The sequence below is a fragment of the Ureibacillus endophyticus genome (assembly GCF_003628435.1).
Taxonomy (GTDB): Bacteria; Bacillota; Bacilli; order Bacillales_A; family Planococcaceae; genus Ureibacillus; species Ureibacillus endophyticus.
The window spans coordinates 95231-116172 of the sequence record NZ_RBZN01000005.1; the positions used below are offsets into that span (position 1 = coordinate 95231).

At 35.2% G+C, this 20942-nt stretch carries 19 protein-coding genes and 1 other annotated feature; of the genes, 3 read left to right on the plus strand and 16 right to left on the minus strand.

Annotation, left to right across the window (positions count from 1 at the left end; genetic code table 11):
* Positions 1 to 11: 11 nt before the first annotated feature.
* From D8M03_RS03890 to alaS, 4 genes are all read right to left on the minus strand, one after another.
* On the minus strand, positions 12 to 308 hold the full coding sequence (locus tag D8M03_RS03890; protein WP_121213365.1) for a DUF1292 domain-containing protein: 297 nt from the start codon (positions 306 to 308) through the stop codon (positions 12 to 14).
* Between the two features lie 57 nt (positions 309 to 365).
* The gene (gene ruvX / locus D8M03_RS03895) at positions 366 to 782 is read right to left on the minus strand and encodes a Holliday junction resolvase RuvX (RefSeq protein WP_097072701.1); all 417 of its coding nucleotides are present in this window, start codon (positions 780 to 782) and stop codon (positions 366 to 368) included.
* Between the two features lie 7 nt (positions 783 to 789).
* Entirely contained in the window at positions 790 to 1056 is a 267-nt protein-coding gene (locus D8M03_RS03900) for an IreB family regulatory phosphoprotein (RefSeq protein ID WP_036176121.1), read from the minus strand.
* Between the two features lie 124 nt (positions 1057 to 1180).
* Complete coding sequence (gene alaS / locus D8M03_RS03905; RefSeq protein ID WP_121213366.1) at positions 1181 to 3841, minus strand: alanine--tRNA ligase; 2661 nt, start codon at positions 3839 to 3841, stop codon at positions 1181 to 1183.
* Between the two features lie 123 nt (positions 3842 to 3964).
* Positions 3965 to 4191: a binding site (T-box leader), on the minus strand.
* 123 nt (positions 4192 to 4314) lie between these two features.
* Here alaS and D8M03_RS03910 point away from each other — a divergent pair.
* The gene (locus D8M03_RS03910) at positions 4315 to 5004 is read left to right on the plus strand and encodes a TerC family protein (RefSeq protein WP_121213367.1); all 690 of its coding nucleotides are present in this window, start codon (positions 4315 to 4317) and stop codon (positions 5002 to 5004) included.
* Positions 5005 to 5400: 396 nt separating this feature from the next.
* On the opposite strand, the gene D8M03_RS03915 is transcribed toward D8M03_RS03910, so the two are convergent.
* The 5 genes from D8M03_RS03915 to recD2 all read right to left on the minus strand — a co-directional run bounded on the left by D8M03_RS03915 (position 5401) and on the right by recD2 (position 11206).
* On the minus strand, positions 5401 to 6552 hold the full coding sequence (locus D8M03_RS03915) for an MFS transporter (protein ID WP_121213368.1): 1152 nt from the start codon (positions 6550 to 6552) through the stop codon (positions 5401 to 5403).
* Positions 6553 to 6736: 184 nt separating this feature from the next.
* On the minus strand, positions 6737 to 7507 hold the full coding sequence (locus D8M03_RS03920) for a sporulation protein (RefSeq protein WP_121213370.1): 771 nt from the start codon (positions 7505 to 7507) through the stop codon (positions 6737 to 6739).
* A gap of 58 nt (positions 7508 to 7565) precedes the next feature.
* The gene (locus D8M03_RS03925) at positions 7566 to 7994 is read right to left on the minus strand and encodes a DUF1801 domain-containing protein (protein ID WP_121213372.1); all 429 of its coding nucleotides are present in this window, start codon (positions 7992 to 7994) and stop codon (positions 7566 to 7568) included.
* Positions 7995 to 8008: 14 nt separating this feature from the next.
* Entirely contained in the window at positions 8009 to 8656 is a 648-nt protein-coding gene (locus D8M03_RS03930; protein ID WP_121213374.1) for an SIMPL domain-containing protein, read from the minus strand.
* A gap of 75 nt (positions 8657 to 8731) precedes the next feature.
* Entirely contained in the window at positions 8732 to 11206 is a 2475-nt protein-coding gene (recD2, locus tag D8M03_RS03935) for an SF1B family DNA helicase RecD2 (protein WP_121213376.1), read from the minus strand.
* 158 nt (positions 11207 to 11364) lie between these two features.
* Here recD2 and hisA point away from each other — a divergent pair, with 158 nt between their 5' ends.
* Positions 11365 to 12123 (plus strand): phosphoribosylformimino-5-aminoimidazole carboxamide ribotide isomerase, encoded by a 759-nt coding sequence (hisA, locus tag D8M03_RS03940; protein WP_121213402.1) that lies wholly within the window; start codon positions 11365 to 11367, stop codon positions 12121 to 12123.
* A gap of 105 nt (positions 12124 to 12228) precedes the next feature.
* On the opposite strand, the gene D8M03_RS03945 is transcribed toward hisA, so the two are convergent.
* Genes D8M03_RS03945 through cymR form a run of 4 tightly spaced genes read right to left on the minus strand, consistent with a single transcriptional unit; the run spans position 12229 to position 15687 of the window.
* Positions 12229 to 12888, minus strand: a complete 660-nt coding sequence (locus D8M03_RS03945) for a tetratricopeptide repeat protein (RefSeq protein WP_121213378.1) — start codon at positions 12886 to 12888, stop codon at positions 12229 to 12231.
* A 54-nt stretch (positions 12889 to 12942) separates the two neighbouring features.
* A complete protein-coding gene (gene mnmA / locus D8M03_RS03950) occupies positions 12943 to 14064 on the minus strand; it encodes a tRNA 2-thiouridine(34) synthase MnmA (RefSeq protein WP_121213380.1) in 1122 nt (373 codons plus the stop codon).
* A gap of 21 nt (positions 14065 to 14085) precedes the next feature.
* Complete coding sequence (locus tag D8M03_RS03955) at positions 14086 to 15228, minus strand: cysteine desulfurase family protein (RefSeq protein WP_121213382.1); 1143 nt, start codon at positions 15226 to 15228, stop codon at positions 14086 to 14088.
* 39 nt (positions 15229 to 15267) lie between these two features.
* A complete protein-coding gene (gene cymR, locus D8M03_RS03960; RefSeq protein ID WP_121213383.1) occupies positions 15268 to 15687 on the minus strand; it encodes a cysteine metabolism transcriptional regulator CymR in 420 nt (139 codons plus the stop codon).
* Positions 15688 to 15805: 118 nt separating this feature from the next.
* On the opposite strand from cymR, the gene D8M03_RS03965 reads away from it, so the two are divergent.
* Positions 15806 to 17083 carry a replication-associated recombination protein A gene (locus D8M03_RS03965; protein ID WP_121213385.1) on the plus strand — a complete coding sequence of 426 codons (1278 nt, stop codon included), beginning with the start codon at positions 15806 to 15808 and terminating at the stop codon, positions 17081 to 17083.
* A gap of 41 nt (positions 17084 to 17124) precedes the next feature.
* Here D8M03_RS03965 and D8M03_RS03970 read toward each other — a convergent pair whose 3' ends face one another.
* From D8M03_RS03970 to D8M03_RS03980, 3 genes are all read right to left on the minus strand, one after another.
* Complete coding sequence (locus D8M03_RS03970) at positions 17125 to 19290, minus strand: methyl-accepting chemotaxis protein (protein ID WP_121213387.1); 2166 nt, start codon at positions 19288 to 19290, stop codon at positions 17125 to 17127.
* A 282-nt stretch (positions 19291 to 19572) separates the two neighbouring features.
* Complete coding sequence (locus tag D8M03_RS03975; protein ID WP_121213389.1) at positions 19573 to 20091, minus strand: hypothetical protein; 519 nt, start codon at positions 20089 to 20091, stop codon at positions 19573 to 19575.
* Positions 20092 to 20304: 213 nt separating this feature from the next.
* Complete coding sequence (locus D8M03_RS03980; protein ID WP_121213391.1) at positions 20305 to 20682, minus strand: aminopeptidase; 378 nt, start codon at positions 20680 to 20682, stop codon at positions 20305 to 20307.
* Positions 20683 to 20942: the final 260 nt, after the last annotated feature.

The following is a 20942-nucleotide window of genomic DNA, read 5'->3' on the forward strand; positions in this document are numbered from 1 at the left end:
AAATTTAATTTTTACTCTTCTTCATCAAATTCATCTTCAAGAGAATTTAAGAAGTCTTCAATTATATCCCATTCTTCTTCAGTTTCGATTGGCTCTAACTCTCCATCTTCACCGTTTTCAGAAGGAACAAATGATGAAGCGAAAATTTCGATTTGACCATCTTCATCTTCTTCTGCACCAACTAATGAATATAAAACATATGATTTACCGAATTGTTCTGAATAGAATGTGTCGATAACCTCACATAGTTGCTCATTGCCATTTTCGTCTACAATTGTAATGTGTCGTTCTTCGTGTTCATGTCCCATAGATGGTCACCTCATCAAAATAGTTATAGTTCTTATGGAGTTCTATTAGTTTAAAAATTAATTTTTACTATCTAGATATCCTTGTAAGATCATTACTGCAGCCATTTTATCAATGACTTTTTTACGTTTTTTTCGGCTAACATCAGCTTCAATAAGCATTCGCTCCGCAGCCATTGTCGTTAACCGTTCGTCCCACAATTTTACTGGTAAGTTAAATGTTTCTTCTAGTAATTTTTTATAATTCTCAGAAGCTTCACCACGAGGTCCGACAGTGTTATTCATATTTTTTGGATATCCTACTACAAATTCTGTAATAGAATATTCCTTCACTAGTTCTTTTATACGTTCAATACCAAAATCGCCAGTTTCTTCGTTAATCTTAACGGTTTCGATACCTTGCGCTGTCCAGCCTAGTGCATCACTTATAGCTACACCGACTGTTTTTGAACCAACGTCTAATCCCATTACTCTCATGTTAATATTATGCCTCGTTATTCTTCCTAATATAAAATTTTACGAGCTCTTCTAGAATTTCATCGCGTTCGAGCTTGCGTATTAAGTTTCGTGCATCCTGATGGCGAGGGATGTATGCCGGATCACCAGATAAAAGATAACCTACAATTTGATTAGTAGGGTTATACCCTTTCTCTTCTAGTGAAGAGTACACCTTCAACATCACTTGCTTTACTTCTTGTTCCATTGATTCTTCGGGAAAACTAAATTTCATTGTTTTATCAAACGAACTCAAGACCAGCACCTCGCTTTCAGAAATATAGAGTTGAATCTCACATCTCCATTTTCTTTATTATAACCGATTATATGCTTCAATCAAATAATCAACAGTTATTTCTAACCAATAATTTCAAATATTATTAGATTGATTTAACGTAATCATACACAGAAGATAGTGCTTCTTCAAGTTTTGATGCATCTTTAGCGCCTGCCATCGCCATATCAGGACGACCGCCACCTTTACCGCCACAAGCTTCTGCTACTGTTTTAACAATGTTTCCAGCATGGAAGTTTCCACCTACTAAATCTTTTGTCACTCCAGCACATAACATTACTTTTTCGCCATCAACTGCACCAAGTACGATAACTGCAGATTGAAGTTTTTCTTTTAAATCATCCATCATTTGACGAAGTTGATTGTTATCTTTAGCATCAACACGTGTTGACAATACTGTTACATCGCCAATTTTTTGCGCTGCATCTAAAACTGCGCTACTTTGTGCATTGGCAATTTTTTGTGATAGTGAAGCATTTTCACGTTGTTGTTCTTTTAATTCTTGTTGTAGATTTTCAACTCGTAAAACTAAATCTTTCGGGTTTGCTTTTAATAGAGCAGCAGTTTCTTCTAAAATGCGTTGTTCTTCTTTTACAGCTTCATATGCTGCTTTACCAGTAACAGCTTCGATACGGCGAGTTCCTGCACCAATACCGCCTTCTGAAACAATTTTAAATAAACCAATTTCAGAAGTACTTCCTACATGGATACCACCACAAAGCTCAACAGAATAATCACTTACTTGAACTACACGTACAATATCTCCATATTTCTCACCGAATAACGCCATTGCACCCATTTCTTTTGCTTGTGCGATTGGCATTTCTTCAATGACTACTTTAATATCTTCCCAGATTTTTTCGTTTACAATACGTTCAATTTTCTCCAACTCTTCTTTAGTAGCTGGTCCGAAGTGAGAGAAGTCAAAACGTAGACGATCTGGTCCAACATAAGAACCTGCTTGGTTAACGTGTTCACCTAAAACATCTTTTAATGCGCGTTGCATGATATGAGTTGCTGTATGGTTTTTCACAATTAAGTTACGTTCATCACGATCAACTGTTGCTGTTACAAAATCGTTTAAATGTAATTCACCTGATTCAATTGTAATAGTATGAAGGGATTGTCCATTTGGTGCTTTTTGTACGTCTTTCACAAATGCTTTACATGTATCATTTACAATCGTACCATGGTCAGCTACTTGTCCACCCATTTCAGCGTAGAATGGAGTTTCAGCTAAAATTACTAGAACTTCTTCCCCTTCAGAAGCTACTTCAATATTTTGACCATTACCAACCATAGCAACTACTTTTGTTTCAGTTTCTAATGTGTCATATCCTACAAAGTTTGATTCTACTGTAATATTTGCTAACACTTCAGATTGAACTTGCATTGAATCAACATCAGCACGAGCATTCCGAGCACGTTCACGTTGTTCTTCCATTGCTGCTTCAAATCCTTCAAGGTCAACTGTCATACCAGCTTCTGCTGCATATTCTTCTGTTAACTCTACTGGGAAACCATATGTGTCATATAAACGGAATGCATCGCTACCTGGAATTGTGTTTAGTCCAGCTGCCTTTTCTTTTTCGATAACTTCAGAAAGGATTGCTAAACCACCATCTAATGTTTCATGGAAACGATTTTCTTCATTTTTAATCACACGTTGGATAAATTCTGTTTTCTCTTTTACTTCTGGGTAGAAATCTTGCATAATTTCGCCAACAGTTGGAACTAATTCAAACATAAATGGTTTTTCAATTCCGATTTGTTTTGCATAACGTACTGCGCGGCGAAGTAAACGACGTAATACATATCCACGACCTTCATTTGAAGGAAGTGCACCGTCACCGATTGCAAATGCAACTGTACGAATATGGTCTGCAATTACTTTGAATGGTGTGTTTACATCTTCTTCACTACCAAAAATTTCTTTTAAATCAATTTCCCCTGGACGCATATATTTACGGTTAGCAAATTCTTCAATCTTCTCGATGATTGGCATAAACAAGTCTGTATCAAAGTTTGTAGGAACGTTTTGTACAACAGATGCCATACGTTCTAATCCCATACCTGTATCGATGTTTTGTTTTGGTAGTGGTGTATACGTTCCATCAGGATTATGGTTAAATTGAGAAAATACTAAGTTCCATACTTCTAAATAACGTTCATTTTCCCCACCTGGATATAATTCAGGGTCGTTTTCATCATTACCATATTCAGGACCACGATCGTAGAAGATTTCTGAGTTTGGACCAGATGGACCTTCTCCAATATCCCAGAAGTTCCCTTCAATACGAATTAAACGATCTTCCGGAATACCAATTTCATTTTTCCAAACGTCGTACGCTTCTTGGTCTTCAGGATGTAGTGTGATCGATAACTTTTCTGGATCAAAGCCCATCCATTTAGGGTCAGTTAAATATTCCCAAGCAAAATGAATGGCTTCTTTTTTAAAGTAATCGCCAATTGAGAAGTTCCCTAGCATTTCGAAGAACGTATGGTGACGAGCAGTTTTCCCTACATTTTCAATATCGTTTGTACGGATTGATTTTTGCGCATTTGTAATTCGTGGATTATCTGGAATAACGCGTCCATCAAAATATTTCTTAAGTGTTGCAACACCTGAGTTAATCCAAAGTAGAGATGGGTCGTTAATTGGAACAAGTGGTGCGGATGGTTCTTGTGCATGTCCTTTTTCAATGAAAAATTCTAAATACTTTTTGCGTATTTCTGATGCCTTCATTAATTATATCCTCCTAAAATTGCGTTCAATGATGGTGTAAGTATAGTTTTCGTTGAATGTTATCCGCCAAAATATTAAAATATCCGCCTATCTTGTAAACAAAATAAAAAAGCCCCCATCCCATGAAGGGACGAGGACGTAATCTCGCGGTACCACCCTAATTTATAAATCGGCTAGCCAAATATATATAAGCCAACTTATATCTCAAGCACTGTAACGTAAGTGAACGGCAGGGATTAGCTGCACTCTGGAGTAGCATTCAGTTAAAACTCGACGTAAGATTCTTGCAGCCTATGGAATCTCTTTCTTCAACGCTTGTTTAAACTTACTTTTTCCATCATCGTTTTAATTTATTCTGTTGTAAATTATATGAGAATGCAACTGCCCTGTCAATTATAACTAGCTTCTAAAATAATTTGGACAACATATAATGTCACATCTAACAGTATAAAAATAGAAAGGGTGTGGTAATATTGGAGATTTTATCTGTAGAATTTTTTACAGCGCTAATGTCGATTATTTTTATTGATCTGGTTCTTGCAGGTGATAATGCATTATTAATTGGTCTTGTCGCAAAAAACTTACCGCGTAAACAACAAAAAGCCATCATTATTTGGGGAACAGCTGGGGCGATTGCGATTCGAATTGCCTTAACATTAATTGCAGTTCAATTATTACAGTATGATGGACTACTTCTGGTCGGGGGCATATTGTTAGTATATATATCTTATAAATTATTACTTACTGAAGAAGAAGTAAATGTCAACCCAGGAAAAAAGACTTTTCTAGGAGCAATTGGCACCATCCTGTTAGCAGATTTATTAATGGGTATGGATAATATTATCGCAGTAGCAGGAGCAGCTCAAGGCGATATGCTACTAGTTGCCATTGGATTACTTATTTCTATACCAATTGTTGTGTGGGGAAGCACAATAGTTACTCGTTTAATGGAACGATTTCCAATTATTATTGTTGCTGGTGCAGCGGTTCTAGCATGGACTGCAGCAAAAATGATTGTCAAAGATGCTTATGTAGATCAGTTTTTTCAAACAAAAACAGAAATTTTTACATTTGAAGCAATTCTCGTCATTATCGTTATTTCAATCGGCTTAGTAGTAAAAGGATTCACACAACGAAAAAAACAAACAGAAGAGTCCGTCTGAAAAGCATTTTGAGACGAACACTTTGTGACTGACGCTTACGCTTTCGTCACAGATAATAAGTGACGCAATCACCTCAGGAACAAAGCTTTGTCTTAAAATTTTAATATAAATAAAAGTTTGGGACAAAAAGTGTTCTTTTAAATTTATTTAGAAATATTAGTAATGAAAATCTATTATTTAGAAAAAGTTGATTGGAATGGAGTGTGGCTGACTCCTGCGGGAATAGCATGAGCCGAAAATCCATTTTTGCCGGCCATAGACGGCAAAAATTAGTTGAGGCCATGCCCGCGGAAAGCGTCCACACGGAATGGAAATCAACTTTCCCCACATCAAAAAAATCAACATTTCTATTTAAGAGAAATGTTGATTTTTTTGTTTTGTCCCAGACTCTCTCTTTTAATATTGATATTTTTTCCTAGTGGCATAAATGATTAACACAGCAGGGATCGTAAATACAATCATGCCTAAAAACGAAAGACCCGGTTGAATTTCGTATAAAAAACCACCAAACAAAGTTAACAGTGCAGCACTTAAACTCATTCCTAATGCGGAATAAACACCTTGAGCATTTGATAGCTGTTGTTTTGGTAATGTTTTTGAGATGTACTGGATAAAAGCAAAATGAGCCATCGCAAAGGACAATGAATGCAAAGTTTGAGAGATAATAAATGCCCAAACATTTGGAAATACGAAAATCATTATCCATCGAACTGTTGAAGCAATGCCTGCAACAATTAATAATTTAGAAGTTTTCCAATGCCCAAATCGATCAGCTTTCAATAAGTAAATAATCTCAGAGATAACAGCTATATTAAGGATAATCCCAATATATAAAGGATTAACATCTAAATATTGTTGTAAATATAAATAACTATAATTGTAATAGGATGCCATTGAGCCTTGTAGTAAAACCACTACTAATAGAATAATTGAAAATCCCTTTATTTTAAATAAACCTATCATGGAGGAGGATTTTCCACGGTCCTCTGCTGTAGGTTTTACTAATAACACAGCTGGCGTAGGAAGTGTTTGCATCAAGAGCATAATAGAAAGAAATGCAATCATGCACCATAAGATTGCTCTTTCCCCAGCAATACCAACGATGAAACTTATAATTAAAACTGCAATGACAAAACCAATCGACCCATAAGAACGGCTTTTCCCATAATTAATTTGGCTAGTTTGCATAAGTGTTGTTGCACTGTTTTCTATCGCGGGTAACAATGCGGGATAATTTAAACTAAATAAAAACGTAATCATTAATATTGTTTCAAAAGAATTCGCCGGTAAATATAATAGTGTAACAACAAGGGAGGCAACAACTAAAACAAGGATTAATTTTTTCCCACTCAAAAATTTTGTCGCAAAGGGAAATGCAAACATAGTTGCAACTGCTCGTGCAATCAGACCAATTCCCATAATATAACCAACTTGGGATGCTGTTAATCCTTTCGCTTCACTAAGCCAACCTGACCAATATTGTAAATACACGCCCCATGTAAAGAAAAATATAAAGTAGCTTTGTGAGAGCCAACGTTGATTGTTCATGTAGATATTAATCCTCCAATTACTGCAAAATCATTGTAGTTAAGAAGTTTATTGCGAATGTAAACCCCACACTAATGTCAGTACACCATAGTTATCAGATTCAATAGAATTCTTTTATATTAACCGAAAACAAATAAAAAGACTAGTTCTTAGGTTTAGACCTAACAACCAGCCTTAAATCGTTTTAAGCGTATCTTGCAATCGTTTGTCTTAAGATTTCCCCCAAATTATGTAAATCTGATTGAGAAATCGTCATACGTACATGTGTTTCATCAGCATCTAATGCTTCCGCTAAGAAACCTACTAACCCACGGGCTTTACGGTCCACTTGCATAATAACATCTACTGATGATTCTGACTGAGAAACAAAGACTATTTCAAGCTCATCTAAACGGCCTCTAAACGTGCCGCCAACTGGAACAAATTCAAACTCTTGAATAAATGGGTATTTGCTACGATATTTATAAGAAGCTTGCTCACATTCTGCTTCTCGAAGTCTAAATCCTAGAGATTGAATTTCATCAAAAATTCTAGATGCGATTTTCGATGGTCGAATTTCAATATAGTCTTTATCTGTCGAGTCAACCCCACTACGAATATCTAATTCTGTTGCAACCCAAACTTTAGTTCTTCCGACAGTGATTGGTAAGTCAACTGGTAAATGGAATGAAAATGGGATGATTTTCGTTTCATTTGCACTAATTGTAAATGGTTCACTTACTTTAAATTTTTCTATCGGTGCTTTTGAAGTATATTTTTTATCATCCACTTCTTTAATGTATGTTGTATAAAGTGTTAAGTAGATAGCATCAATTTGCTGGTCTACATTACCACCGTAAATTTCAACTTCACCACGAAGTAATTCCCCAGCTACATAACTTGATTTTTCTAGTTTCGTATCAACTTTTGCTGAACCTACACCAATACTTGCTAGCATTTTATTGAAAAAAGACAAATTCAACACCCCTTAACAATTGTATGGTTAGTATTACGTGTAATAAATGTTAAAAGTTTCAATTATTAGGATACATTTTTTGTAAGAACCTAATAGATTGTGTGATTAAAGATCTTAATACCTCTATGTCTACATCCGCTAACTTGTTTATATATACACAAGCTTTTCCCGTAGTATGTTTTCCAAACTTCTCTAATAAATTTTCCCTTTCCGTATCGCCCGTTGCAAAATAAAGACTTATTTTTGCTTTTCGAGGGGAAAACCCTACGAGTGGTGCGTCTCCTTCATGACCTGTTTCATATTTGTAATGATACGATCCAAATCCAATAATACTAGGGCCCCACATCTTCGCTTCAAATCCCGATGTCTCTTCGAAAATTTGCAACAATTTATAAGCATCTTCACGTTTTTTAGGACTATCTACAGATTCAATAAATTCAATAACACTTGCATCAGTTTCTTTTGTTTTTTGTTCGTACTTTGCCATAGTGTTTCCTCCGTTTAATATTGATATTTCACCCTAAGAGTAGCCTCAATCATAATCGTTCCTTGTTCAATGGGAGTCGAACCCATTTCAGCTGACATAGAAACAGTTTTATATAATATTGGCCCGCTAACACTTTCCTCCACAATTTCAATTGCTAGTGGTAAATGGGATAATCGTAAAGATACTGCAAGAGCTTGAGCCTTCTCATTTGCGTTTTGGAGTGCTAATTGAAGAGCACCTTTATAATAATTCTCTTCATTTTCCAATTTAAACGTAAGTTGAGAAGTCGCATTTGCCCCATTTTTTATCGCTGTATCAATTACAACCCCTACTTCAGTGATATTGCGAATTTTAACTGTAATCGCATTTGTTACTTCATAACCCCTAAAAATTCGCTTACCTTCTACGTAATCATAAGCCGGAGTAACATTGTAAAACGAGGTTTGTATGTCATTTCGATCAATATTTAACGCTAATAATGATTGAATTACTTGATTCATCTTTGCTGCATTTTGCCTTTGTGCCTCAGAGACATCTCTTGATTCTGTTCTAACTTCGATTTGCAGCTCTGCATAATCTGGTTTTGTCTCCAATTTTCCATTTCCCGTAACAGTAATCGTCCTAAATCGATGCGAACCATGATGGGCATTAGAATAATCCAATTTTTCCACCTTTCGTTTTGTTCATCTACTAACTATATGCACGAAAAGTATACTATTTGTCACAGGATTAATTCATCAATGTTCGTCATCCATAAAATCATAAGGCGATACCCCATTCATACCAATCATCGGATGAATGTATGGAGCCGTTTCAGCATTTAACACAGGTTCAATAATTTGATCTCCTACAAACATTGATTCTTGTTGTACTTCTTTAGAAGATGTAATCGATACTTCCTTTTCAGTTGTTTGAACAATTTCTATTTCAACAGCCTCTTCTTGCATTGGATTTAACCGCGCTTTTAAGCTGGTGAAACGTTGCAAGTCATCAGTTTTTGAGAGACCATTCGCAAATTCATCCGGATCTCCACATAATATTAAAAAGTTTTTAGCCCGAGTAATCCCTGTATATAGCAAGTTTCGGCGTAACATTTTCGAATAGCTTCGAACAATTGGCATGATAACTGTTTGATACTCACTACCTTGAGATTTATGAATGGAGCAACAGTACGCTAAAGTAATTTGATTTAAGTCTCCTCTGTTGTATGTGACCTCATTTCCATCATATGAGACAACTAATTGATCTTGTTTTTCGATGGTTTCCTTTGCTTTAAAAATGGCTATAACTTCACCCATATCACCATTAAATATATTGCTTTCAGGTTGATTCACCAGTTGTAGCACTTTATCCCCAATACGATAGACAACATCGCCAAAGACTAATTCTTTCCGTGATCCATCTGTATTGGGATTCACTAGTTCTTGAATCTGTTTATTCAACATATCAATTCCCGCAGGACCTTTATACATAGGTGCTAATACTTGGATATCTCGTATTGATTGTCCCTTTGACATGGCACTTTTCACTACTTGTGTGACAACACTTGCTACTTGTTCTGCTGAAGCTTTAATAAAAGAGCGATCTGTCGTCTTTTCAGCTAATGTATTAGGGATATTGCCCTTTTTAATTTGATGGGCTAATTCAATAATAGTAGAACCTTCTGCTTGTCGATAAACATCCTTTAGTTCTACAGTTGGTACCTGTTGTGAAGCTAATAAATCTTTTAAAACTTGTCCAGGTCCAACTGGTGGTAATTGATCTTGGTCTCCAACTAACACTACTTGAACATCTTCTTTTAAACTTTTTAACAACTGATGAGCTAACCATGTATCGACCATAGACATTTCATCAATGATAATAAGTCTACCTTCTACTTCTCTATCTGTTTCTTCCTCTTTTTCTTGACCATTAAACCCTAATAATCGATGAATTGTCATTGCCGGTAATTCTGTTGACTCGGCAAGACGTTTAGCAGCTCTTCCTGTCGGGGCTGCAAGGACAATTGGGAATGGTTCTTCTTTTTGCGCGTAGGTTTTTGGATTTAACGAAAGTCCATGGAGTTCAGCATAAGCCTCAACTAACCCACGAATTACAGTTGTCTTTCCTGTACCTGGACCTCCAGTTAAAATCATAATGGAGGAATTTAGAGCACACTCAATTGCTTTCGCTTGAGTTTCTGCATAGGATACCTCTAGTCGTTCTTCTACTTCACCAATTGCTTTTCGAATTTCGTCATTCGTAAATCGTTGATGTTTATCATTTTGTTGAAGTAACTCTAAAATTTTCGATGCTATTCCAATTTCGCTAAAATAAAGGGATGGTAAATAAAGCCTTGTTTCTTCCCCACATATTTTACTTTCTTCCCGCATTTCTATGATTGCCGATGAAATTTTATCGTAGGGAATATCAACACGTTGGCTTTGTTCTAGCATCGATTTTGCTAACGGCAATACATGTTCCGCATCTAAGTAAACATGCCCTTCTGAAAGTGCAGAATTCGTTAAAATATGCAAGATTGCCGCTTTTATTCGATCTGGATGGGCTCCTGTAATGCCTAGTCTACTTCCTAATTCATCCGCGCGGCCAAACCCTACCCCTTCAACATCTTCAATTAAACGATAAGGATTTTCCGTAAGAAGTTGAATGGTTTCTTCTTGGTAAGTTTGATAAATCTTCATTGCCAATTGTGGTCCAAAACCCCACTCATTTAATTGGATCATTACTCTTTCAAGGCCAAGGTTTTGTTCCAAATTTTGACGAATAAGTTCTTTCTTATCGTTAGATAATCGAGGGACAGCATCTAATGCATTTGGATCTTCTAATATTTTTTTAAATGTATCTAGACCTAATGTTTGAACAATCGTTTCAGCAGTTTTTCGTCCAACACCCGGAAACAAATCGCTCGATAAATAGTGGATAATTCCTTGTTCAGTTGCAGGTACTTCTTTCACAAAAGTTTCAACTTGAAATTGCTGTCCGTACTTTGGATGATTTTTTAAAATACCTGTAAATCGATATAGTTCTTCTTCATTTAAAGGCGGAAAATATCCAACAACAATTATTTCTTTATCATCATATTGTAAATTCGTTTCTTGTATTTTAACTCGAACAATCGAGTACATATTTGTTGCATTATGAAAAATAGAAACAATTGGACGGCCAAGTATAAATAACTTATTGACTTCGAATAAATCATAGTTTTCTGCCATCCTACAAACTCCTTTATGTACATAATTTATTTCGATTTTATCATATGTAAGAGACACTGTCTTACTTAATCCCACCTAAATGGAAACTCGATATTTTTAATGCCTAATGATATGATGAGTATAATCTGTTATTGATAAAGAAGGGATTCGTGAATGTTATGGAATTTAGACCTTGTATCGATTTACATAATGGGCAAGTAAAACAAATTGTCGGTAGCACTTTAGGACATAGTAACCAAGAAGTAGTTGAAAACTTTATTTCTGAGAAAGATTCATCCTATTATGCAAATATGTTTAGAGAGGATCAATTAACAGGTGGGCATGTGATTATGCTTGGCCCTGGGAATGAAGAAGCTGCATTACTGGCTTTAAAAACGTATCCAAATGGGTTACAAGTTGGAGGCGGAATTAATGCTGAAAATGCAAAAAAATATATCGATGCTGGAGCAACCCATGTAATCGTTACATCATATATTTTCCATGACGGTAAATTGGACATGGAACGATTAACACAACTAATTGAGGCAGTAGGTAAAGAGCATATAGTAATTGATTTAAGTTGTCGCAAGCGTGATGGAAAGTGGTTCGTTGTAACAGATAAATGGACAAAATTTAGTGACTTTGAAGTTAATGAAAAAACAATACCTTACATAGAACAATTTTGTGATGAATTGCTCATTCACGCAGTAGATGTCGAAGGAAAACGTAGTGGTATGCAAGAAGAATTAGTCCAAGATTTAGCAAATTGGACGTCAATTCCGACTACTTATGCTGGTGGCGTTCGGTCATTAGAGGATTTAGAGAAATTCGAGAAAATATCAAATGGCAAACTTCATGTTACAATTGGAAGTGCACTTGATATTTTTGGCGGAGACCTACCTTATCAGGATGTCGTTTCTTATTGTAAAGATAAATAATAAAGGAAGGCGTATATACTAAACAAAAGTTATACGCCTTGTTTCGTTCTAATTTTTCCTCACTACTCTTCACAAAGAAAAAGCCTACCTCAAAATAAGGTCGACTTAATTTACACGTTGGCTTACCATATCATAAATATATTTTGCTTGATCGAATTTTGGTTCGATTGTAAATGCTTCTTTCAAATGATGCATTGCCGCCTCCGTATTGTCAGTTGAAACTGCATATAACACACCTAAATTATAATGTGCATCCGCATTTTTCGGATCTTTTTCTAACACAAATTCAAGTTCAGTCTTTGCATAATCAAACATTTCTAATGTGCAAAGTAAAATTCCATAGGAAAGTCTTATTTGTAAATCTCCAGGTGCAAGCTCTGCTGCTCGTTGCATATATGGTAGGGCTAATTTTTGCTTTTCATCTTTTTCAAATGATTTTGCTAGCATATAATATGCATCTGCACCTTGAATGCCATGTTCAATTGATTTTTGATAAAGCTTTGCCGCTTCTACAAAACGCTCAGCATTATAATATAAATTTGCTAAACCGTAATAAGCAGTAGCCGTACTTTCATCAATTGTAATCGCTTTTTGGAAAAAACGTTCTGCTCTCTCTGCATCATTCATTGCCGCTAATAAATTCCCAAAATTCACGTAACCAATGGCATCATCTGGATTGTTTTCAATTGCTTCTGTGAAAGCTTTTGCAGCATCTTCATATCGTTTTTCTTGAAATGCTTTAATTCCGATTTCATTAAAGTTCATTAAATTTACACCTCAAAATCAAAATGATAGACGACCAAATTGGCCGCCTATAAATTATCCAACATACGTTAATTTTTCATTTTCTTTAAATACTTCATCAATAGTACCGCCACCAAGACAAACTTCCCCATCATATAATACAACTGCTTGACCTGGAGTGATTGCTCGTACAGGTTCAGCAAATGTAATATGAGCTGTTCCATTTTCTAAAAGTTCCACTTCAACAGGTGAATCTTCTTGGCGATAACGGAATTTTGCCGTACAGCTAAATTTAGACGGTTTCGGTTTGTTTGATGTGAAGCTCATCTTAACAGCTTTTAGAGAAGTTGAGTATAATGCATCATGATGGAAACCTTGTCCAACATATAACACATTGCGCTTCAAATCTTTCCCAAGTACAAACCATGGATCCCCATCGCCACCAATACCTAAGCCATGGCGTTGACCAATTGTGTAATACATTAATCCATCGTGAGTACCCATTACACGTCCATCAAAGGTTTCCATTTTGCCTGGTTGAGCCGGTAAATATTGACTTAAAAATTCTTTAAAATTACGCTCCCCAATAAAACAAATACCTGTAGAATCTTTTTTCTTTGCCGTTGCAAGACCAGCTTCTTCCGCGATTTTTCGAACTTCCGGTTTCGCAATATGACCAATTGGGAACATAACATGCTTTAACTGCTCTTGGGATAATTGATTTAAAAAGTACGTTTGGTCTTTATTATTATCAATACCACGAAGCATCAGCACTTCTCCATCACATTCTTCCACACGAGCATAATGACCTGTAGCTAGGTAATCTGCTCCTAATTTCATCGCATGTTCTAAAAATGCTTTGAATTTTATCTCTTTATTGCACATTACATCCGGATTTGGTGTGCGGCCAGCTTTATATTCTTCAAGGAAATAAGTAAATACTTTATCCCAATATTGCTTTTCGAAGTTTACTGCATAATAAGGGATGCCAATTTGGTTACAAACTTTAATTACGTCTTCGTAATCTTCAGTTGCTGTACATACACCAAATTCATCTGTGTCATCCCAGTTTTTCATAAATATTCCGATTACGTCATAACCTTGTTGTTTTAACAAATAGGCAGCAACTGACGAATCTACCCCACCAGACATTCCGACAACTACACGAATTTGTGATGGGTCTTTCGTTTCTACCATTCTCGTTCACCTTTTCTAACTTTAATTCGTAAGTCTTTGTACTATTTTAGCAGTACGTTTTGCTGCTTCTATCACTAACTCTTCAGTTAAACCAAGTCCGAAACTAAAACGAATTGAATTGCGAAGTTCTTCTGCTCCTGATCCAAACATTGCAACTAGTACGTGAGACGGATCTATTGAACCTGCAGTACATGCAGAGCCACTAGAAGCGTACACATTATTCATATCTAAATTTACTAAAAACGATTCAACATCCATTCCTTTAAAGCTGATATTTAATACATGCTGTAAAGAATTATCTCTGTTACCGTTTACATGGTACACGATGTTTTCTTCATCTAAAATTGATAAAAATAACCCTCGGAAATTTTGATAACTTTCGCGTTTTGATTCCATTTCGGCTTGCGCAATTTCTACTGCCTTTGCAAACCCAACTGCTGCAGGGACATTTTCTGTACCTGCACGTCTTTTCTTCTCTTGTGATCCACCAAGAAAAGTCGCATTCAAAGGCGTACCTGTTCTTTGATAAAGGAAGCCAATCCCTTTAGGACCGTTCAATTTATGACTTGATACACTTAATAAATCGACTTTTAACTCTTCAACATTTAGTCGTTCAATTCCAAAAGCTTGAACAGCATCTGTATGAAAAATTGCTTGATGATCTTTTAAAATTTCACCTATTTCTGCAATCGGTTGGATCGTGCCTACTTCATTATTTCCATACATAATTGTTACAAGAATTGTATCTTCACGTAACGCATTCTTAAATGTATCAATTGAAATACGACCGCTTTCATCAACAGGCAAGTAGGTAACTTCAAAGCCATCTTTTTCAAGTTTTTCACATGCATGTAATACAGCATGATGTTCAATTTGAGTTGTAATGATATGTTTGCCTTTTGATTGTAAGGCTTGACTTACTCCAAAAATTGCAGAATTATCAGCTTCCGTACCACCACTTGTAAAAATAATCTCGTTATCTTTAGCACCGATTGCACGTGCTAGAGTTGTGCGAGCATCATCTAAAACCTTTCGCGCTTGTCTTCCTGCTGTATGGATGCTTGAAGGATTTCCAAAAATCGTTTCGAAAGCCTTCGTCATCTCTTTTATTACTTCGGGGTGCATTGGTGAAGTCGCTGCATGGTCTAGATAAATTAATTCCATGAAAATATTACTCCTTTAAATTGAATCGTTTTGATAAGGTTAAATATAGAACATATAACCATCAACTTCTGATGGATCATTGTATTTTGCTAAATCTTCAATTGTTGTTGTATCAAGAACATGCTTAACTGCATCTCGAATACGCATCCACAATTGTTGTTGTGGCGCTTCTTCATTTTCAATACCTTCTACTGGTTGAATTGGCCCTTCAAGCACTTTAATTACATCCGCAGCAGAAATCTTGCTAGGTGGTATTGCTAATAAATATCCACCATAAGCTCCTCGAACACTTTTTACTAACCCAGCAATTCGAAGTGGTGAAACTAATTGTTCTAAATAAGCTTCCGATAAGTCTTTTTCCGCAGCAATTTGTCTTAACGGAATAGGTCCTTCACCATAATGCTTCGCTAATTCAATCATAATCGTTAGTCCGTATCTACCCTTTGTAGAAATTTTCATTATAACACCTCATGTTTCTTTGTCCATAATTTAGCTTAAGTATACCATAACTCCTTTTATTCCACTCGGAAAAGGGCTAATATTAATTAATAAAAAGTATATTTGGAGGATTGCGACAATGCAAAATGAACCGTTAGCTTTCCGAATGCGTCCGCGCAATATTACCGAAATCATTGGGCAACAACATATTATCGGAGAACATACAACTTTATATAAAATGATTCAAAATGGTCATGTTCCTTCAATGCTTTTATATGGGGAGCCAGGCATAGGAAAAACATCTATTGCCTACGCGATTGCAGGCAGCTCAAAGTTACCATTTTTTGCTCTAAATGCAACACATGCTGGAAAAAAAGATGTAGAACAAATAGTTACAGAAGCAAGAATCTCAGGTAAAGTACTACTTTTTTTGGATGAAATTCATCGTTTTAACAAGCTACAGCAAGATACATTGCTTCCCCATGTAGAAAATGGGTCAATTGTATTAATTGGGGCAACTACTGAAAATCCCTTTCACGATGTAAACCCGGCAATTCGTTCTCGTTGCGGGGAAATTTTACAGCTAAAACGTCACGAGCAAAAAGATATCGTCCAACTCATTACAGTTGCTTTACAAGATAAAGAGAGAGGACTAGGAAAATATACTATAAAAATTTCAGATAGCCAAATTGAAAGAATCGCACTTGCTTCAAATGGTGATGCAAGAAAAGCATTAACATTGCTCGAATCAATCTATTACGCTTCAGATGAAGTGGAAGGTGAAACTATTGTGGTGGATTCAACCATCGAACACCTTTCAAATCGTATTGGGGTTTATGGAGATAAAGGCGGTTCCCACTTCTACAATTTACTTTCTGCACTGCAAAAATCTGTTCGTGGAAGTGATACAAATGCCGCACTTTATTATTTAGCCCATTTGCTTGAAAATGGAGATTTAATTGCTGTATGCAGACGTTTATTAGTGATGGCATATGAAGATATCGGCCTTGCTAACCCTTCTGTAGGTGCCCATGTCTATGCTGCATGTGAATCCGCTAAAGTTTTAGGTTTACCAGAAGCTCGCATCCCATTAGCAAATGCGGTGATTGAAATGTGTTTATCACCCAAATCAAATTCTGCCTACTCTGCCCTTGATGCAGCAATTAATGCAATCCATGAAGGGAAAACTGGTGATATCCCATCCCATTTAAAAGACGCTCATTACGCTGGTGCAAAAACATTAGGACATGTTGGTTATAAATATCCCCACGACTATCCAATTGGTACATTTGGTGGTTGGGTAGACCAACAATATTTACCCGATAATGTGAACCTTGAATTTTATAAACCTGTCATAGCTGGCGAAGAGAAAAAGATGGCCGCAATTTATGATAAATTAAAGACCTTTAAAAAATGATAAAACTGGTGAAGAAGAGTTAATCTCTCTCCACCAGTTTTTTATTGTTGGTCAATATGAAACTTTGATACGGTTTGTGCCAAAGTTCCAACTAATAAAGAGCTTCGTTCAGTATCATGTTGGGCACCTCTTATTAATTCAACCATTCGTTTCATTGAATCCTCAACAATTTCAACAACTCTTACATTCTGTTCGCTTCCTGCAGCAATATTTTGAATAATATCTCTCATTTGTTCTGTTACATTAATTTGATTTGAAGGTGCATTGGTCATTGAAGATAATACTTCTTTAACAACGCCAATATACTCAGAACCTTTTTCAACTTCTTGACTATTATTTTCAATGGCATTTTGAATTAATCTGGAGTTACTTTCGATTAAATGTAATGTTTCATCAATTTCTTCCGTTGCATGCTTAGTTTGTAAAGCAAGTTTTCGTATTTCCTCAGCCACAACCGCAAAACCTTTACCATGTTCCCCTGCTCTAGCTGCTTCAATGGATGCATTTAAAGCAAGTAAATTCGTTTGTTCTGCAATTGCATTGATTGTCACTACCACTTTACTAATACTAGTAGAAGATTCCATGAAGGTCTCTGTTAAATGTAACGTTTCTCGAACTTTTTCAACAATTCCATTCATTTTCTCATCAATACCAACCACTTGATCTTGCGCTGCACATAATTGTTCTGTTGATTGCTGTTCCATATGTTCCATAGTTTTACTAATTTGATCAACTTGTAACATAGCATTTCGAACATCATCGAGCTGATGTTGAATGGTTAAAAACATCTCTTCCATTTGAGCGATTAACTCATTCGAACTATATTCTACGTTTTTCGTTTGTTGTTGTAGGTTGGTGTTCGTTAATTGTACATCAGAAGTAGATTTCTGAACTTTCTGAATAAGGGAAGCTTGAGAATCTACAAAATTATTAATCCAGCGTCCCATTTCCCCGGTTTCATCATTCTCAAGTAGTGACTTATCGATTCGAATCGTTAAGTCTCCCTCTCCTTCTGCTATGGTTTGTATCATGGATGTAACTTTATTAATTCGATCGATAATTGGTTTTAATCGTTTCCTAGTAAAATAAAACGTACCTATAATTCCGTAAATAACATTAATTGCAAGAATGATTAAAGGATGAAGAAAATGAAATGCATTTAATACTTGGAATAATAAAATATTCATCATCATAAATGAGATAAAACTAATTCCTAATCGAAAGCCTATTGAACGCGTACGATACACTTCTTCTAAGTCCGCCTCACACATCATACCCCAAACGTCCGGACAGTGGGGCATTTGGAACGTAACACCCTTCCCAATAACTGGTATGTGACGATAGTCTGAATATCCTGGGAACTCTACAAATAAATTCGATCCGTTTTTTATCGTATTCGCAACACCTGGATGCAACTCCTTAGTAGCAGGGTCTGTAAATCGAATTTCAAATTCTGTGTGACGTTTTATTTTTACCGTTCCCCAATGTTTTGTGTTAACACCCGCTTTTAAATTTTCTCCTAAAGTAAACGTTTCATCTTCAAAACGGCTGCGGGATAAGGCAGTTCCAGGTTGAATAAGAGGATCCAAAACAGATTTTGTCATAAATAAATAGTTATCACCAGAATCTTCATAAATATGGCCTGCTTCTCGTTGAATCAAATCAGAAATTACATCATTTGGTACTCGAGCAGCAAGAATAAATTGCACTACATTATCTCGAAAAACTGGTTGTAAAAATAAAAGCGTTACTTCATCATGAAATTTCGATGTTCTTGGTCCAATATCTAAAGTAATTGGATCAATAAATGGCCCATATAAAAGAGGTTTACCTGATTGCCAAACTGAAGCTACAGCTTTTTCATATACTTGTGTATTTTTATAGCTTGTCCCAATGTGTGTTGGAAAACTTGATGCAAATACTTCAATATCTTTATTAAGTAAAAAAAGTTCCGTAAAGTAAGTACTCTTATTTTTAGATTCTACTAAGTATTGGTTCAAGTAATTCGGTGCAATATTCAGGATTTCATAAGCTCGAGTGTCCAAAGAAGCCCAACGATCCTTTGTCCACCCTTGTAATAAATTCACACGAGTTCTCGCAATACTCTCAAAAATCTCTTCCTTTTGTTGTACCGTTCCTTTATTTAATTTAAATGACCACCATAATGGTAATCCTTCTTTAAAATTAAGCCAGCCAAATACACCCATTAACATACCTCCTCAAAACAAACCATTATCAAACAATTAAATTGCACCTTATGTTATAATAGTTTACATGAAAAACCCAAAAACTTACAATACCGAACATACATACGAAACCATCATATCCCTTACAAAGAGGCATTTTTCCAGCTATTCTAGAAACTTTTAACTAAATAAAATTTGTTCAAAAATACATAACCATGTTACAAAACGTAACAATTCTTCTCATTTACGTAGGTTTCATTACAAAAAAAGTGAACCCGACATTTCGGATTCACCTTAAATCTTTTATTTTTTTAATAATTGAACAAATTTCGAAAAATGCTCAAAACAAGTTTGAGGTTTATTATTTTGATTTAATATCGTTCTTTCAAATGATCCCTCTTTAACATTCAAAAGTTCTAATTCTTCATAGCTACTTGCAATTTCATTTAAAAATTGTGCATTAACAATTTTTTGTACATTCGGTATACAATTTGCAGCAATTGTAAATAACTCTTTAACTTCCTCAATTACCTTAACAGATTTTTCAGTTTGCATTTTATAATACGAAAGACTATGGAAAAAAATTAGTTTTGAACTTATATCTAAAAACATCATCCAAAATGTATTTTCTTTAGGGGACTCATCATTTGCCACAGCAGTATTATAATAGTCTACAAAACGTTCTAATAGTTCACCAAGACTTAAATAGGCTCTTTCCCAATTTTGAGATGTATCAATATCATTGAATATTATTTCATCCATCTTTTCCTTCAATCGAATTAACTTCACAGCTTCATTCGTCATTGGAACCTTTGTTGTCATAACTAATCCTCCCATGCTCCGTTTAATATTTTATAAGATAACTATAACAATAATATCCAAATAATTTTCTTTAAAATAAAAACTGATGAAAAAAGTGTGATACAAATGCGAAAAACCTTCATTTTTAAGAATATTCAAGAATGTCCATTTATTATTTCTCACTGCAAAATTTGTCGAAATATACTATTTTATGAAAACAATATAGTATAAACTTTATAATATTCTGAGGACATACTTCTCATATAAATTCTCCACATTATGTATTTCTATAATCTTCTTAACTACCCCATTCTCAAATTTAAAAACCTTACCAGGAATATAAAAAATCCATGTAATTCCTTTCACCCACTCGTTTAAATTTTTATCGTGATTATTACTAAAGAAATATTTGTTATACAATACTTTTGTCATATTAATAAAAGAATCATTCACAACATAACTTTTAGTAGAAAAGTCATACTCAGGTGGTACAACTTGATTCTGGTCATAAAGATGGATCACTTTAGAATCATTATCTATAGCTATTTCCACGACACCAATCTCATCAAAAATATTTAAACCACGATATTCAATTTCAAAAATACTTGACATAATTTTGCTCCTTCAATTTTCAATTATTTTATTAATATATCTAATTTTTTCACTAAATTTAAAATCACTGATGTTTATACACATAAGTACATTGGGTATAGAATATATACCTAAAAACAACATTTTCTCTCTATAATTTTGGTAGTGTCAAAACTTCTATGAAAAATTGAAAAACACAAGGTATTGGGCGATAAGTACTCTCCGAACGAGGGGACAATCGCTCTTGACAAACATTCCGAAAAGGTTGCGCCCATATTTTT